Origin of the sequence: Streptomyces showdoensis, from assembly GCF_039535475.1 — a bacterium.
Taxonomy (GTDB): Bacteria; Actinomycetota; Actinomycetes; order Streptomycetales; family Streptomycetaceae; genus Streptomyces; species Streptomyces showdoensis.
In genome coordinates this window covers 335,915-349,481 of the sequence record NZ_BAAAXG010000027.1, presented here as the reverse complement: position 1 = coordinate 349,481, position 13,567 = coordinate 335,915, and the positions used below count along the sequence as shown (strand labels likewise).

Genomic DNA, 13,567 nt, shown 5'->3' with positions numbered 1-13,567 from the left:
GAAGGGCGGGTTTCCGGTCGGGGCGTCCGAAGCCCCGACCGAAATATTACTCGCCAGTACACCCAGTTCGTTACGAGTAAGCAAGCGCTCAGCATGTGACCTTGCCAACGCGCGCGGGGCGGGCCGCGCGGGAACTCTCAGTCGCGCAGCGCGTTGAAGCGGCCCTGATGGTAGAGGAGCGGACGGCCGACGCCGTCCGGGTCGCCGGCGACGGCCTCGGCTATCACGATCCGGTGGTCCCCGGCCGGGACCCGGGCCACCACGCGGCACACCAGCCAGGCAAGGACGCCGTCGAGGACGGGGACGCCCTCGGGGCCGCGGCTCCACCGGGTGGGAGCGCCGAAGCGGTCGGCGCCGCTGCGGGCGAAGGTGGCGGCCAGCTCCGCCTGGTGCTCGCCGAGTATGTGCACGCCGATGTGCTCGGCCTCGGCCACCACGGGCCAGCTGGAGGAACCGGTGCCCACGCCGAAGGAGATCAGCGGCGGGTCGGCGGCGACGGAGTTGAGCGAGGTGGCCGTGAAGCCGACCGGGCGCTCGCCGTGCGCGGTGATGACCGCGACTCCGGCGGCGTGCTGCCGGAAGACGGAACGGAGCAGGTCGGGAGAGGCCTGTCGGGGTGCGCCGAGGCGGGGAATCGTCGGGAGCGTGCGGAGCTCGGGCGAGACCGTCATGGAATTGTCCTTCTGCGAGGGCGGCGTGAGAGGAGTCTCGGGTCGGTCAGACACCCGGACAGCGCGCGCTCGCGTTGCGGGCCAGGTCCACGTGGGCCCGCCCGTAGAGAAGGAGTTCTGTGGGCACCCCGCCAGACTGACGATCGTTGCCGCGTGCAGTCAAGTGGGTTCCGCGATGTGGGAGATGTGTCACCGCGTCAGGGACCGCACCGGAGAGCGCGCCGGGAGCCGTTCCGGAGAGCGCGCCGCACACCCCGTCAGACCGCCCGCCCGAGCGCGGCGATGACGTCCGCCTTGCGGGGCTGCCCGGTGGCCCTGCGCACGATCCGCCCGGCCCGGTCGAGGACGAGCACCGTGGGCGTACGGGCGATGCCCAGCTCCCGTACGAGGTCGAGGCGCTCCTCCGCGTCGATCTCGACGTGCCCGACGCCTTCCACCATGGCGGCCACCTCGGCGAGCGTCCGGCGGGTGGCCCGGCACGGCTGGCAGAAGGCGGTGGAGAACTGCACCAGGGTGGCCCGCTCCCCCAGCTCGGCGCCCAGTTCCTCGGCGCCCACGACCTCGGTCATCCCTCTGCTCCTCCTGTGGTCCTACCGGGTGCAGCGTCGCACGCGACCGAACGATTCCCGCCACGAGCACCCGGAGTGACGAGAATCTCCCCGTACGAAGCCGCCTGGACTGGTCACGGGGGCCCACATGGGGCACGATCTGCCCAAAGCCGAAAACCTACGGCCGCGTAACTTCGCCGGGAGAACCCTCCCCAGGCACTGACGAAGGGGTTCGTCCCAGATGGCAGAGCTCGTCTATCGGCCGGTCATCGGCGCCGCCCTGACCATGTTCAAGGCGCTCGACCTGAAGATCGACACTCAGGGTTCGCACCACATCCCCCGCGAGGGCGGGGCGGTGATCGTCAGCAACCACATCAGCTATCTGGACTTCATCTTCACCGGTCTGGCCGCACTTCCCCAGAAGCGTCTGGTGCGCTTCATGGCGAAGGACTCGGTCTTCCGGCACAAGGTCTCCGGTCCGCTGATGCGCGCGATGAAGCACATCCCGGTGGACCGCGCCCAGGGCGAGCACGCCTACGAGCACGCACTGCGCTCGCTGCGGGCCGGTGAGATCGTCGGCGTCTTCCCCGAGGCGACCATCTCGCAGTCGTTCACGCTGAAGAGCTTCAAGTCCGGTGCCGCGCGCCTGGCGCAGGAGGCGGGCGTCCCGCTGATCCCGATGGCGCTGTGGGGCACCCAGCGGGTGTGGACCAAGGGCCGGCCGCGGAACTTCAAGCGCAGCCACATCCCGATCACCATCCGCGTCGGCGAGCCCATGGAGGCCCCGGCCGACCAGTTCGCGGGCGCCATCACCCGGCGGCTGCGCGGGCGCGTCCAGGAGCTCCTGGAGGCCGCCCAGCGCGCCTACCCGGTGCGCCCCAAGGACGCGGGCGACACCTGGTGGGTGCCCGCGCACCTCGGGGGCACGGCGCCGACGCCCGAAGAGGTCAAGGCCGCCGAGAAGTAGTCCCGCGGCGGCCCCGGCCGCCGCGGGGAAACGTCACTCCGGGTCGCGGACGGTGATCCGTGCCCCGGGGCTGACCTTCTGCAGCACCTCGGCGAGCTCCTCGCCGGCCGCGCGCAGCTCGTCGAGGGTCATCGGCGTGAGCGACTCCAGCAGGAAGATCGCGTCCGTGGTGTCGTCGTCGATCCGGGTGCGCGGGCCCTGGCGCCAGTTCCAGCGACGGCAGGTGACGCCCGCCTCGTCGCACCAGATGACCTCGCCGGGCTCGGGGTGCTCCACGCTCTCCTCGCCGCCCGCGACGGTGACGAAGTCCTCCTCGCCGGTGGCCCGGACGAGCCGCATCGAGCCCTCGATCTTGTTCAGGTCCTCGCCGCCGACCGGGATCAGGTGGGCCACGCTGATCGCGTTGTAGGCGTCCACGAGCCGGTTGATCCGGGGCAGCCCGCCGTCCGCCAGGGCGCGCTTGGCCAGCGCCTCCGCGGAGTTGCGGGTGCGGGAGGGCTTGGCGCCGAACGCGGAGTACGCGGCGCGCCAGGCGGCCACGTGCGGGTCCTTGTCCGGGGCCTGTCCGTCCAGGCGCTCGGCGAGCCGGCGGGCGGCGTCATCGAGCAGGGCCGAACTGGTCTCGTCGCTGGGCCCGTTGACGAGTCCGCGCGCCTCGACGGCGAGGTGGGTGAAGCCGGGTACGAGGGTGCGTACCTCGTCGGAGACGGTGAGCGTCAGGGTCATGGTCCGCCGTTCGGTGTTCCGGATTGCAGGGTGTGGTTCAGCATAGAACACCGGAAAATCCACTTCACTGGACTTCGGCCGGAACCCCGCGCCGATGACGGAACGGCCGGGCGGAAGTCCGTCACTTCCGTCCGGCCGTCGCGCGCGGGCGGGCCCGCCAGGGTCTCCTACCGCGCCATCTCTTCCTTCAGCGCCTGGAGGAAGGCGTCCACGTCGTCCTCCGAGGTGTCGAACGAGCACATCCAGCGCACGTCGCCGGCCGCCTCGTCCCAGAAGTAGAAGCGGAAGCGCTCCTGGAGCCGCCTGCTGACCTCGTGCGGCAGCCGCGCGAAGACCGCGTTGGCCTGGACCGGGTAGAGGATCTCGACACCGTCCACGGCCCGCACGCCGGCCGCGAGGCGCTGGGCCATCGTGTTGGCGTGGCGGGCGTTGCGCAGCCACAGGTCCTTGGCGAGCAGCGCCTCCAGCTGGACCGACACGAAGCGCATCTTGGAGGCGAGCTGCATGGACAGCTTGCGCAGGTGCTTCATGTGGCTGACGGCGTCCGGGTTGAGCACGACGACGGCCTCGCCGAACATCATGCCGTTCTTGGTGCCGCCGTACGAGATGACGTCGACGCCCGCCGCGCTGGTGAACGCGCGCATGGGCACGTCCAGCGAGGCGGCCGCGTTGGCTATCCGGGCGCCGTCGAGGTGGACCTTCATGCCCTTGGAGTGGGCGTGCTCGACGATGGCCTTGATCTCGTCCACGGTGTAGACGGTGCCGAGCTCGGTGTTCTGGGTGATCGAGACGACCTGGGGCATCGCCCGGTGCTCGTCCTCCCAGCCCCAGGCCTGCCGGTCGATCAGCTCGGGGGTGAGCTTGCCGTCCGGGGTGGCCACGGTGAGCAGCTTGAGGCCGCCCATCCGCTCGGGGGCACCGCCCTCGTCCACGTTGATGTGCGCGGACTCGGCGCAGATCACCGCGCCCCAGCGGTCGGTGAGCGCCTGGAGTGCGGTCACGTTGGCCCCGGTCCCGTTGAAGACCGGGAACGCCTCGGCCGTGGGGCCGAAGTGGCTGTGCATGATCCGCTGGAGGTGCTCGGTGTACTGGTCCTCGCCGTAGGCGACCTGGTGGCCGTCGTTGGCGAGGGCGATGGCCGCGAGGACCTCGGGGTGCACACCGGCGTAGTTGTCGCTGGCGAAGCCCCGGACCGACGGGTCGTGGTGACGACGGGCGTCGGTCTTCGGGCCCAGGGCCGCGGTCACGGCTTGGGGGTCAGCCACAGGCGCTGTCCATTCACTTCCTGTGCGGGCCGGTCCCAGAGTCCGGCGACGGCGTCGGCCAGGTCCTTGACGTCGGTGAAGCCCGCGAACTTCGCATTGGGGCGTTCGGCGCGCATGGCGTCGTGCACCAGTGCCTTGATCACCAGGATCGCAGCCGCGGCCTGGGCGCCCTCGTCGCCCCCCGCCTTGCGGAAGGAGTCCGCCATGGCGAGGGTCCACGCCTCGGCGGCCGCCTTGCCGGCGTTGTACGCGGCGTTGTTGGCGACCGGCTTGTGCGCGCCGACCTGGCTGATCAGGGCGTAGCGGCCGCGGCCGCCGCTGCGCAGCAGCCCGTCGTGGAAGGCCAGCGAGGTGTGCTGGACCGTGCGGACGAGGAGCTTCTCCAGGAAGTCCCAGTCCTTGAGGTCGGTCTCGACGAAGGACTGGCTGCCGCGCCAGCCGCCGACCAGGTGGACCAGACCGTCGATCCGGCCGAACTCCTTCTCGGTCTTCTCCGCCCACTCCTTGGTGGCGGCGAGGTCGAGGAGGTCGACCGTGTCGCCGACGACCCGCGCGCCGCCGTGGGCGTAGCGGGCGGCGTCCACTGCCTCCGCGAGGCGCGCCGGGTCGGCGTCGGAGCCGACCACGGTGGCGCCGGCCTCGGCGAGGCGCATGAGGGTCGCCCGGCCGGCGGGGCCGGCCGCTCCCGCGACGGCGATGACGGCGCCGTCGAGCGGCCCACCGTTTCCGTTGGCGTTCATGGGCGCCGCCTCCTCCGTCTGCTCGGTACCTGCGCTCACGCGGCGGCCCGCTCGGCGTCCGAAGCGTTCGCGGCGGTGATGCCCTTGGTGGCGGCGATCACGCTCTTGAGCTTCTTGGCGAGGGCCTCATAGAACATGCTGAGCGGAAACTCGTCCGGAAGCACGTCGTCGACCAGCTTGCGGGGCGGGAGGCTCAGGTCGAGGGCGTCGGGGCCCTTGGCCCAGGTGGAGCCGGGGTGGGGCGCGAGGTAGGTGGAGACCAGCTCGTACGCCTTGAACCAGTGGACCAGCTTCGGGCGGTCGATGCCGTCGCGGTAGAGCTGCTCGATCTCGCCGCAGAGCCGGTTGGTGACCTCGGGGGCACGCTTCCAGTCGATCTTCAGCGTGTTGTCGGTCCAGCGCACCACGTCGTGCTTGTGGAGGTACGCGAAGAGCAGCTGGCCGCCGAGACCGTCGTAGTTGCGGTTGCGGTCACCGGAGAGCGGGAAGCGGAACATGCGGTCGAAGAGGACCGCGTACTGCACGTCACGGCCGTGCTCGTTGCCCTCGGCCTCCAGCTTCACGGCCTCCTTGAAGGCGGTGAGGTCGCAGCGCAGCTCCTCCAGGCCGTACATCCAGAACGGCTGGCGCTGCTTGATCATGAAGGGGTCGAACGGCAGGTCGCCGTGGCTGTGGGTGCGGTCGTGGACCATGTCCCACAGGACGAAGGCCTTCTCGCAGCGGTCCTGGTCCTGGACCATGGCGGCGATGTCCTCGGGCAGCTCGATGCCCAGGGTGTCGACGGCGGCCTCGGTGACCTTGCGGAAGCGGGCGGCCTCGCGGTCGCAGAAGATGCCGCCCCAGCTGAAGCGCTCGGGGGCCTCGCGGACGGCGATGGTCTCCGGGAACAGGACGGCCGAGTTCGTGTCGTACCCGGCGGTGAAGTCCTCGAAGGCGATGCCGCAGAACAGCGGGTTGTCGTAGCGGGTGGCCTCCAGCTCGGAGAGCCACTCCGGCCACACCATGCGCAGCACGACGGCCTCGAAGTTGCGGTCCGGGTTGCCGTTCTGCGTGTACATCGGGAAGAGCACGAGGTGCTGGAGCCCGTCCACGCGGTCGGCGGCCGGCTGGAAGGCCAGCAGCGCGTCGAGGAAGTCGGGGACCGCGAAGCCGCCCTCGGCCCACTTGCGCAGGTCGGCGACGAGCGCGCGGTGGTAGGCCGCGTCGTGCGGGACCAGCGGGGAGAGCTTCTCGACCGCGGCGATGATGCGCTCGACGGTCTGCTCGGCGAGCGCCAGCGCGGGCGCGCCCTCGGCCCGGAAGTCGATCGAGCCGTCCGCGCTCTGCCAGGGGCGGAGCTCCTCCACGGCATTCTTGAGCTCGGGCCAGGCAGGGTGGTCGACCACGGGTGCGTCGGCGGATATCCCCCCACCGGTCACGTCCTGCACAAGAATTTCCGTCATGCCTCTTCCTCCACAGGAGAACCTTGCGTCAAGCCACCGTAACCATCGGCGGCGCCCTCCCACAAGAGGGGCAAGGGAAATTCTCCTGTCGAACCCCCCGTCCGACCGCTCTTTTTCCTGTCACACGGGGAAGGCGGGCGAGAAATGCGGTGTTCCGCGGGGCCGCTTCCGGTTGGTGGCCCGGCGACTAGGCTGCGTCGCGAGCCGCACCGGGCACGGCGGAGCCGGTCCGGTCCTCGACGGAAGCGAGAAGATCTTGAGTTTCCTCACCATCGGTCATCGCGGGGTCATGGGCGTCGAGCCCGAGAACACCCTGCGCTCCTTCGTCCGGGCCGAGCGGGACGGGCTGGACGTCATCGAGCTGGACCTCCATCTGAGCAAGGACGGCGCCCTGGTCGTCATGCACGACGCGGAGGTGGACCGCACCACCGACGGCACGGGGCCGATCGCCGAGAAGACCCTCGCCGAGCTGCGCGAGCTCGACGCGGGCCGGGGCGAGCGGGTGCCCGTCTTCGAGGAGGTCCTGGACGCGGTCGCCGCGCCCCTCCAGGCGGAGATCAAGGACGTCGCGGCCGCCCGGACCCTCGCGGGGGTGATCCGCGCCCGCGACCTGATCAGGCGGGTGGAGGTGCTCTCGTTCCACGACGAGGCCCTCGCCGAGGTGGCCGTCCTCGTCCCCGGGGTGCGCACGGCCCTGGTCGCCGACCGGCGTCAGGCCGACGTGGTGCCGCGCGCGCTCGCGGTCGGCGCCGGCGCGCTCGTCCTCAACATCCGGCACCTCACCCAGGACACCGTCGAGCGGGCGCACGCGGAAGGCCTGCGGGTCACGGGGTGGGTGGTGAACACCCAGGACGACCTGAGGCTGGCGCGCGCCCTGGGGCTCGACGGCGTGACGACCGACCGCCCCGAGATCCGGAGCGCGGGGCGCTCCACGGCGTGAGGGCGGGCGCCCGCGGGAGACCTCGGCGTCAGACGAGTTCCTTGACCAGCAGCTCGAACTGCAGGTCGTCGCGCTGCGGCAGGCCGAAGCGCTCGTCGCCGTACGGGAAGGGGGTCATCCGGCCGGTCCGGCGGTAGCCGCGCCGCTCGTACCAGGCGATGAGCTCCTCGCGGACCGAGATGACGGTCATGTGCATCTCGCGCACGTCCCACAGCTCGCGCACGCGGCGCTCCGCCTCGGCGATGATCTGCCGGCCGAGGCCCGCGCCCTGGAGCTCCGGGCGGACCGCGAACATGCCGAAGTAGGCGGCCTCGCCGCGGTGTTCGAGCTGGCAGCAGGCGAGCAGCTCGCCGTCGCGCTCGACCACCATCAGCCGGCTGCCCGGGGTGGAGATGACCGCCTCGACGCCCTCGGCGTCGGTGCGCTGCCCCTGCAGGATGTCCGCCTCGGTGGTCCAGCCGGCCCGGCTGGAGTCGCCCCGGTAGGCCGACTCGACGAGCGGGACGAGCGCCGGGACGTCGTCCGTCACGGCGTCGCGGTAGGTGATGCTGCCGGTGTGCTGGGACTCGGCGGTGTCCATGGTGTGCGGGGCTCCCCTCGGGCGCGGGCGATCGGCGGACGCGATCGCCCCGAGCCTAACGCGCGCCCCGCACTCCCCCTTGTACACCCGTGCGCGCCTCTGCGCCCGCGTAGCCGCGCCGGGGGCCGGGCATGCACTCGGGGTCGGGAGGGTCAGCGGTCGGCGAGGAGGGGTCCGTCGTGCAGGGACCGGCTCTGTCCGGCTGGCTGCTCGTGCTGGTGTGCGCGGCCGGCGGGGCGTACTGCCTGCGGCGCGTGCGGCGCGGCTCCGGGGAGGAGCGCCGGGCCGCCGCGGGCGAGGCCGTGATGGGCTTCGGGATGGCGGCGATGGCACTGCCCGCGACGGTGGTGGCCCCGCCGGAGTGGGTGCTCGTGCTGTACGCGGGGGTGTTCGGGCTCGCGGCCCTGGCGGGCCTGCTCGGCGCCCTGCGGCGGGGCGGTCACCATCTGCACCATCTGGTCGGCTCGCTGGCGATGGTCTACATGGCCGTGGCGATGGTCGCGGCGCCCGGTGCGGGGGCGCACGCGGGGCACGGGGCCGCGGGCACCGCGGGCGTCCCCCTGCTGACGGGAGCGCTGCTCGCCTACTTCGGGGTGTACGTGCTGCGGTCGGGGACGCGGCTGGTGCCGGTGGCGGTGCCGGCGGGCGCCGCCGGTGCGGCGCGGGCGGGCGGCGCGGGGCGGGCGGCCGGGCCGGAGCTGCTGCTGGTGTGCCGGCTGTCGATGGCGCTCGCGATGCTGGCGATGCTCCTCACCCTCTGAGGGGACCGCGGGGCGGGCGGTGCGGGGGTAAACGTGGCGTGCGTCACTTGATCGGCAAGGGCATACCCCCGCGTGGTACCGGCTCATAGGCTGGCGCCATGTTGGTCTCCCTCGCGCTGCTCGCGCTCGGCGTCCTGACCGCCGTCGTGGCCCCGCGGCTCCTGTCGCGGGCCGACTGGGCGGAGCGGGAACCCGTGGTGGCGCTCTGGGTGTGGCAGTGCGTGGTGGCGGCGGTGCTGCTGAGCTTCGCGCTGTCGATGACGTTCAGCGCGGCCGCGGCCTGGCAGGCCGTGCGCGGCCAGGTCTTCGCGCCCGCCCCGCACGCCGTCGTCGAGGCGTACGAGCTGGGCGCCAGCCGGCCCTGGTCCGCGGTGCTCGCCGTGCTGCTCGCGGCCGGCGGGCTGTGGACCGGCGCGATGCTGGGCCGCGAGATCGGCCGCGCGCGGGCCCGTCGCAGGCAGCGCCGCTGCGAACTGCTGGTGCGGGCGCCGCTGTTGCCGGGCGAGGAGGCCACGGACGGCGAGCGCGTGGTGATCCTGGAGGGCGAGCGCGCCGACGCCTGGTGGCTGCCGGGCGGGACGCCGCGCCTGGTCATCACCACGGGGGCGCTGCGCCGGCTGAAGGGCCGGCAGCTCGACGCGGTCCTCGCGCACGAGCAGGGACACGCCCGGGCGCGGCACGACTGGCTGCTGCACTGCTCGGCGGCGCTGGCCGACGGCTTCCCGGGGGTGCCGGTCTTCGCGGCCTTCCGCGGCGAGATGCACCGGCTGGTGGAGCTGGCGGCGGACGACGTGGCCTCGCGTCGCTTCGGCCGGCTGACGATCGCGCTCGCCCTGGTCGAACTCAACGAGGACCGCGGGGTGTTCGGCCCCGGACCGGCCCCGGACGCGGGACTCCCGCAGCGCGTCGACCGGCTGCTGGCCGCCGCCCCGCGCCTCACGGCGGCCCGTCGGCTCCGGCTGACGGCCGCGGCCGCCCTGGTCCCGGTGGTCCCGGTGCTGGTGGCCTTCGTGCCCGCGCTGAGGGCGCTCGGGTAGCCGACCGCGGGGGCGGTCGCACGGCTCCGGTGGGGCGTCGGGCAGGATCGGGCCCATGCGCATCTCCGCCGCCGTCTCCGGCGCCCTGGCCGTGCTGCTGCTCGTCCTGGTGGCCGTGGGGTGGCCCCCGCTGCTCTCGTTGGACCGGGACATCGCCGAGGCCCTGCACCGCAGTGCCGTCGCCGAGCCGGGGCTGACCCATCTCAACCGGATCCTGAGCGACTGGGTCTGGGACCCGTGGACCATGCGCGCGCTGGCCGCCGTCACCGTGGGGTGGCTGTGGTGGCGGCGCGAGCGGCTGCTCGCGCTGTGGGTCGCGGGCACCAGCCTGCTCACCGTGGGCCTCCAGCAGGGCCTGAAGGCGGCGGTGGGACGGGAGCGGCCCAGCTGGCCGGATCCGGTGGACTCCGCGAACTACTCCGCGTTCCCCTCCGGCCACGCCATGACGGCCACCGTCACCTGCGGGCTGCTGCTCTGGGTGCTGGCGCTGCACTGGTACGAGGGCCGGCGGGGCTGGGGCACGCTCACCGGGGCGGCCGTGGTGTCGGTCGTCGGGGTCGGCTGGACCCGGGTGTACCTGGGCGTGCACTGGCCGTCCGACGTGGTGGGCGGCTGGCTCTTCGGCTGGACCTGCGTGGCCGTGGCGATCCTCACGTACCGCGCGGCGGAGCGGAGAAGGGGCGCGGCTCCGGGGGCGGACACCGGGAGCAGAATGGGAGAAGGGCAGTGAAGCCGCCTGTTCTGGACGATCCCCCGCGTCGCCCAGAACAGACGGCATGTCCCGCTTCCGGCCACGAGGGCGCGACGGCAGGACGCGCTGAGTATATTGGCTGCCAGCCAGTCAACGCAGGAGTCCAGCATGTCCCCGCGTAGCGCACAGGTCAATGAAGAGCTTCGGCGGCGCTCCCGTGAGCGGCTCCTGCAGGCGACCGTGGAGCTGGTCGACGAGCGCGGGTACGAGGCCACGACGCTCGCGGACATCGCCTCCCGGGCGGGCTCGGCCCGTGGCCTCATCTCGTACTACTTCCCCGGCAAGCGGCAGCTCCTGCAGTCCGCGGTGCACCGGCTGATGCACCTGACGCTGGAGGAGGCGCTGGAGCGCGAGCCGCGCACGGAGGACGGCCGGGAGCGCCTCGCGCGGGCGATCGACGCGATCCTGGGCCTCGCCGAGGACCGTCCGGTGCTCATGCGGACGCACATGGCGGGCATCCTGCAGGCCGAGGGCTTCGTGCGGTGTCCCGAGCAGCAGCGGCTCGCGGAGCTGCTGCGGGACACGGTGACCCGGTACGGCTCCGAGGACGTGGACACGGACTATCCGCTGCTGCGGGCGCTGCTCATGGGCGCGGTGGTGGCCGTGCTGCTGCCCGGGGCGCCGATGCCGCGGACCCGGCTGCGCGCCGAGCTGTTCCAGCGCTACGGACTGGACTGGGAGCAGGGCATGCCGCCGGGCGGGGGTCCGCCCGACGGCATGCCGGGGTTGCGCACGGCGTTACCGGACCCGTCGGCCCGGGTACCGCGTCAGGCCTCGCAGCCGGCGGAGTAGCCGGCCGGGGCGACCGGGCCGGTCAGTCGAAGTAGTCCGGCTGGGTCTGGACGTTCAGCTCGTCGAGCCGGACCCGTGCCGCCTTGTCGGTGCGCTTGTCGCTGAGCTTCAGGACGTCGAAGCCCTTCGCGATGTCGTTCGAGTAGATGTAGCCGTTGTAGTAGTAGGCGGACCAGGAGCCGCCGGTGGCCAGGGTGGTCGCGGAGACCGGGCCGCGCTCGAAGTAGGCGATCTCCTTCGGGCGGCGGGAGTCGGTGAAGTCCCAGACGGAGACGCCGCCCTGGTACCAGGCCTGGACCATGATGTCCTTGCCCTTGACCGGGATCAGCGAGCCGTTGTGGGCGACGCAGTTCTCGGTGTCGGCCTGGTGGCGCGGGATCTTGAAGTAGCTGCGGAAGACGAGCTTGCGCTTGTCGCCCTTGCCGACGATGTCGTAGATGCCGTCCGCGCCGCGGTTCGGGCCGACGGTCTCGTTGCAGGTGGCCGCGCCGCCGCCGCCGAGCTCGTCGGTGAAGACGACCTTGTTCGCCTTCTGGTTGAAGGTCGCGGAGTGCCAGAACGCGAAGTTGACGTTGTCCTGGACCCGGTCGATGACCCGGGGGTGCTCCGGGTCCTCGATGTCGAAGAGGATGCCGTCACCCATGCAGGCGCCGGCGGCCAGGTCCTCGCTGGGCAGCACGGTCAGGTCGTGGCAGCCGGTGGTCTTGGAGACGCCCGGGTTGGTGGGCGATCCGGGGTTGCCGCCGCCGTCCGGGCCCTCGCCGGGGAAGAGGACCGGGAAGTTGACGACCTTGGCCAGCTCCGGCGCCTTGCGCGGCACCTTGATGACCGAGATGCCGTCGTGCGGGGGCTGGCAGTCGGGGAAGGCGGCGTTGGGCGAGTACGAGGAGACGTAGATGTACACGTCCTTGCGCTTGGGCACGATCGTGTGGGTGTGCGAACCGCAGTTGGTCTCGACGGAGGCGACGTACCTCGGGTTGGCGATGTCGCTGATGTCGAAGATCTTCATGCCCTCCCAGGATTCCTTCACCGAGGCGGGCTGCGGAACGCTGGCACAGGAGTTGTCGCTGCGCGAGGAGTCGGTGGACAGGAAGAGCAGGTTCCCGGAGACGGACACGTCGTTCTGGGAACCGGGGCACAGCACCTGGGCGACGGTCCTGGGCGACCGCGGGTTGCTGATGTCGAAGATCCGGAAGCCGTCGTAGTTGCCGGCGAAGGCGTACCTGCCCTGGAAGGCGAGGTCCGAGTTGATGCCCTTCAGGGCGTCCTTCGGGATGTTGACGAGGTGTTCGACGTTGGGGCTGTGGACGACCTCGTCCACGCCGGGTATCTCCCCGGCGGCGATCGCGGCGCGGGCCTCGGACGCCTGTTCGGCGGTGGCGGCCGTCTGCGCCGTGGCGTCGCCGGGGTCGGGTGTGGCGGCCGCGGGTCCGGCGGCGAGCAGGCTGACCAGCAGTCCGGCGGCGGCGGTCGCCACGGCCAGTCCTCTGATCCGTGCGCGCGGGGTACTCGTGGTACGCAACGAAGTCACTCCGTCCTCTCTGGTGTCGCACAGTTGAACGGTGGTGGGACCCCGGCAGTATCTTCCTTGGTGTGCACATCTCAACAGATGGCAACAGAGACGTAATGAAGAAACACCCGCTCCAGCCCCTCGAAGTCGTCGAAGTGCCCGTGGAGGTCGTGTTGTCGAAGCGTCGTGTCCGTGGAGCCGTCGCCGGAGTGCTCGCCGTCGCCGCCGCGTTGGCGCTCGCCGCGTGCGAGTCGGACGCGGGGGCGGGGGCTGCCGCGCGCCCGGCGGGGACGCCGAGCGGCCCCGTGGTGGTCGCCCCGGGGAAGCCGGGTGAGCCGGCGAAGAGGCTCACCCCCGAGGAGGCGGCCCGGCTGATGCCCGACGAGCGTCCCAACGGCGCCGACTACGCCTACGTCCAGATGATGATCGAGCACCACCGGCAGGCCGTCACGCTGACCTCGCTGGTGCCGCAGCGCGCCTCGTCGCCGAAGGTGCGCAAGGTCGCCGAGCGGATCGCGGCGGCGCAGGGGCCGGAGATCGGCGCCATGGAGGGCTGGCTGAAGAACAACGGCGGTCCCCGCCCCCAGACGGGCCACGACCACCACTCCATGCCGGGCATGGCGAGCGAGGCCCAGGTGGCCGAACTGCGCGCCGCCAGGGGGAAGGCGTTCGACGCCCTCTTCATCAGGTTGATGATCACCCACCACGAGGGGGCGGTGACCATGGCCGCCGACGTGCTCGGCCAGGGCAACAACGTGCTCGTGGAGGAGATGGCCAACGACGTCATCGCCCAGCAGACGGCGGAGATCGACCGGATGCGCTCCCTGTAGACCGGCC

At 72.1% G+C, this 13,567-nt stretch carries 15 protein-coding genes; 7 read left to right on the top strand and 8 right to left on the bottom strand.

The genetic code is table 11. The features are described from left to right. Positions 1-137 precede the first annotated feature (137 nt). Both ABD981_RS34405 and ABD981_RS34400 read right to left on the bottom strand, forming a co-directional pair. Positions 138-671, bottom strand: coding sequence for a flavin reductase family protein (locus tag ABD981_RS34405; RefSeq protein ID WP_046906783.1), 534 nt, complete (start codon positions 669-671; stop codon positions 138-140). 257 nt (positions 672-928) lie between these two features. Next, positions 929-1,240, bottom strand: a complete 312-nt coding sequence (locus ABD981_RS34400) for a TlpA family protein disulfide reductase (RefSeq protein WP_046906784.1) — start codon at positions 1,238-1,240, stop codon at positions 929-931. Positions 1,241-1,460: 220 nt separating this feature from the next. Between ABD981_RS34400 and ABD981_RS34395 the strand changes: the two genes are divergently transcribed. Next, the gene (locus ABD981_RS34395; protein ID WP_046906785.1) at positions 1,461-2,186 is read left to right on the top strand and encodes a lysophospholipid acyltransferase family protein; all 726 of its coding nucleotides are present in this window, start codon (positions 1,461-1,463) and stop codon (positions 2,184-2,186) included. 33 nt (positions 2,187-2,219) lie between these two features. On the opposite strand, the gene ABD981_RS34390 is transcribed toward ABD981_RS34395, so the two are convergent. The 4 genes from ABD981_RS34390 to ABD981_RS34375 form a co-directional block, all read right to left on the bottom strand. Next, positions 2,220-2,912 (bottom strand): B3/B4 domain-containing protein, encoded by a 693-nt coding sequence (locus ABD981_RS34390; protein WP_046906786.1) that lies wholly within the window; start codon positions 2,910-2,912, stop codon positions 2,220-2,222. 167 nt (positions 2,913-3,079) lie between these two features. Beyond that, the gene (locus ABD981_RS34385; RefSeq protein WP_205628133.1) at positions 3,080-4,159 is read right to left on the bottom strand and encodes a threonine aldolase family protein; all 1,080 of its coding nucleotides are present in this window, start codon (positions 4,157-4,159) and stop codon (positions 3,080-3,082) included. Next, a complete protein-coding gene (locus tag ABD981_RS34380) occupies positions 4,156-4,917 on the bottom strand; it encodes an SDR family oxidoreductase (RefSeq protein WP_046906787.1) in 762 nt (253 codons plus the stop codon). The genes ABD981_RS34385 and ABD981_RS34380 overlap by 4 nt, the downstream gene beginning before the upstream one ends. A gap of 35 nt (positions 4,918-4,952) precedes the next feature. After that, positions 4,953-6,359: a DUF6421 family protein gene (locus tag ABD981_RS34375; RefSeq protein ID WP_046906788.1), complete on the bottom strand. Its 1,407-nt coding sequence runs from the start codon at positions 6,357-6,359 to the stop codon at positions 4,953-4,955. 256 nt (positions 6,360-6,615) lie between these two features. Here ABD981_RS34375 and ABD981_RS34370 point away from each other — a divergent pair, with 256 nt between their 5' ends. Further along, the gene (locus ABD981_RS34370) at positions 6,616-7,299 is read left to right on the top strand and encodes a glycerophosphodiester phosphodiesterase (protein ID WP_046906789.1); all 684 of its coding nucleotides are present in this window, start codon (positions 6,616-6,618) and stop codon (positions 7,297-7,299) included. A 28-nt stretch (positions 7,300-7,327) separates the two neighbouring features. On the opposite strand, the gene ABD981_RS34365 is transcribed toward ABD981_RS34370, so the two are convergent. Then, positions 7,328-7,879: a GNAT family N-acetyltransferase gene (locus ABD981_RS34365; protein WP_046906790.1), complete on the bottom strand. Its 552-nt coding sequence runs from the start codon at positions 7,877-7,879 to the stop codon at positions 7,328-7,330. Between the two features lie 179 nt (positions 7,880-8,058). Between ABD981_RS34365 and ABD981_RS34360 the strand changes: the two genes are divergently transcribed. The 4 genes from ABD981_RS34360 (at position 8,059) to ABD981_RS34345 (ending at position 11,220) form a co-directional block, all read left to right on the top strand. Then, entirely contained in the window at positions 8,059-8,640 is a 582-nt protein-coding gene (locus ABD981_RS34360; protein ID WP_046906791.1) for a DUF5134 domain-containing protein, read from the top strand. Between the two features lie 98 nt (positions 8,641-8,738). Further along, positions 8,739-9,677: a M56 family metallopeptidase gene (locus ABD981_RS34355; RefSeq protein WP_046906792.1), complete on the top strand. Its 939-nt coding sequence runs from the start codon at positions 8,739-8,741 to the stop codon at positions 9,675-9,677. 55 nt (positions 9,678-9,732) lie between these two features. Further along, positions 9,733-10,407, top strand: coding sequence for a phosphatase PAP2 family protein (locus ABD981_RS34350; RefSeq protein ID WP_046906793.1), 675 nt, complete (start codon positions 9,733-9,735; stop codon positions 10,405-10,407). 129 nt (positions 10,408-10,536) lie between these two features. Then, on the top strand, positions 10,537-11,220 hold the full coding sequence (locus tag ABD981_RS34345) for a TetR/AcrR family transcriptional regulator (RefSeq protein ID WP_046906794.1): 684 nt from the start codon (positions 10,537-10,539) through the stop codon (positions 11,218-11,220). A 22-nt stretch (positions 11,221-11,242) separates the two neighbouring features. Here the strand turns inward: ABD981_RS34345 and ABD981_RS34340 are convergent, their stop codons facing one another. After that, positions 11,243-12,751, bottom strand: coding sequence for an LVIVD repeat-containing protein (locus ABD981_RS34340; protein ID WP_046906795.1), 1,509 nt, complete (start codon positions 12,749-12,751; stop codon positions 11,243-11,245). A 95-nt stretch (positions 12,752-12,846) separates the two neighbouring features. Here ABD981_RS34340 and ABD981_RS34335 point away from each other — a divergent pair, with 95 nt between their 5' ends. Continuing rightward, positions 12,847-13,560: a DUF305 domain-containing protein gene (locus ABD981_RS34335; RefSeq protein ID WP_046906796.1), complete on the top strand. Its 714-nt coding sequence runs from the start codon at positions 12,847-12,849 to the stop codon at positions 13,558-13,560. The last annotated feature ends 7 nt before the right edge of the window (positions 13,561-13,567 follow it).

Excerpts from the sequence above, each read along its gene's own strand:
- ABD981_RS34400 (WP_046906784.1), bottom strand. The coding sequence starts at position 1,240 with ATGACCGAGGTCGTGGGCGCCGAGGAACTGGGCGCCGAGCTGGGGGAG.
- ABD981_RS34375 (WP_046906788.1), bottom strand. The coding sequence starts at position 6,359 with ATGACGGAAATTCTTGTGCAGGACGTGACCGGTGGGGGGATATCCGCC.
- ABD981_RS34355 (WP_046906792.1), top strand. The coding sequence starts at position 8,739 with ATGTTGGTCTCCCTCGCGCTGCTCGCGCTCGGCGTCCTGACCGCCGTC.
- ABD981_RS34390 (WP_046906786.1), bottom strand. The coding sequence starts at position 2,912 with ATGACCCTGACGCTCACCGTCTCCGACGAGGTACGCACCCTCGTACCC.
- ABD981_RS34345 (WP_046906794.1), top strand. The coding sequence starts at position 10,537 with ATGTCCCCGCGTAGCGCACAGGTCAATGAAGAGCTTCGGCGGCGCTCC.
- ABD981_RS34335 (WP_046906796.1), top strand. The coding sequence starts at position 12,847 with ATGAAGAAACACCCGCTCCAGCCCCTCGAAGTCGTCGAAGTGCCCGTG.
- ABD981_RS34365 (WP_046906790.1), bottom strand. The coding sequence starts at position 7,879 with ATGGACACCGCCGAGTCCCAGCACACCGGCAGCATCACCTACCGCGAC.
- ABD981_RS34405 (WP_046906783.1), bottom strand. The coding sequence starts at position 671 with ATGACGGTCTCGCCCGAGCTCCGCACGCTCCCGACGATTCCCCGCCTC.
- ABD981_RS34380 (WP_046906787.1), bottom strand. The coding sequence starts at position 4,917 with ATGAACGCCAACGGAAACGGTGGGCCGCTCGACGGCGCCGTCATCGCC.
- ABD981_RS34395 (WP_046906785.1), top strand. The coding sequence starts at position 1,461 with ATGGCAGAGCTCGTCTATCGGCCGGTCATCGGCGCCGCCCTGACCATG.
- ABD981_RS34350 (WP_046906793.1), top strand. The coding sequence starts at position 9,733 with ATGCGCATCTCCGCCGCCGTCTCCGGCGCCCTGGCCGTGCTGCTGCTC.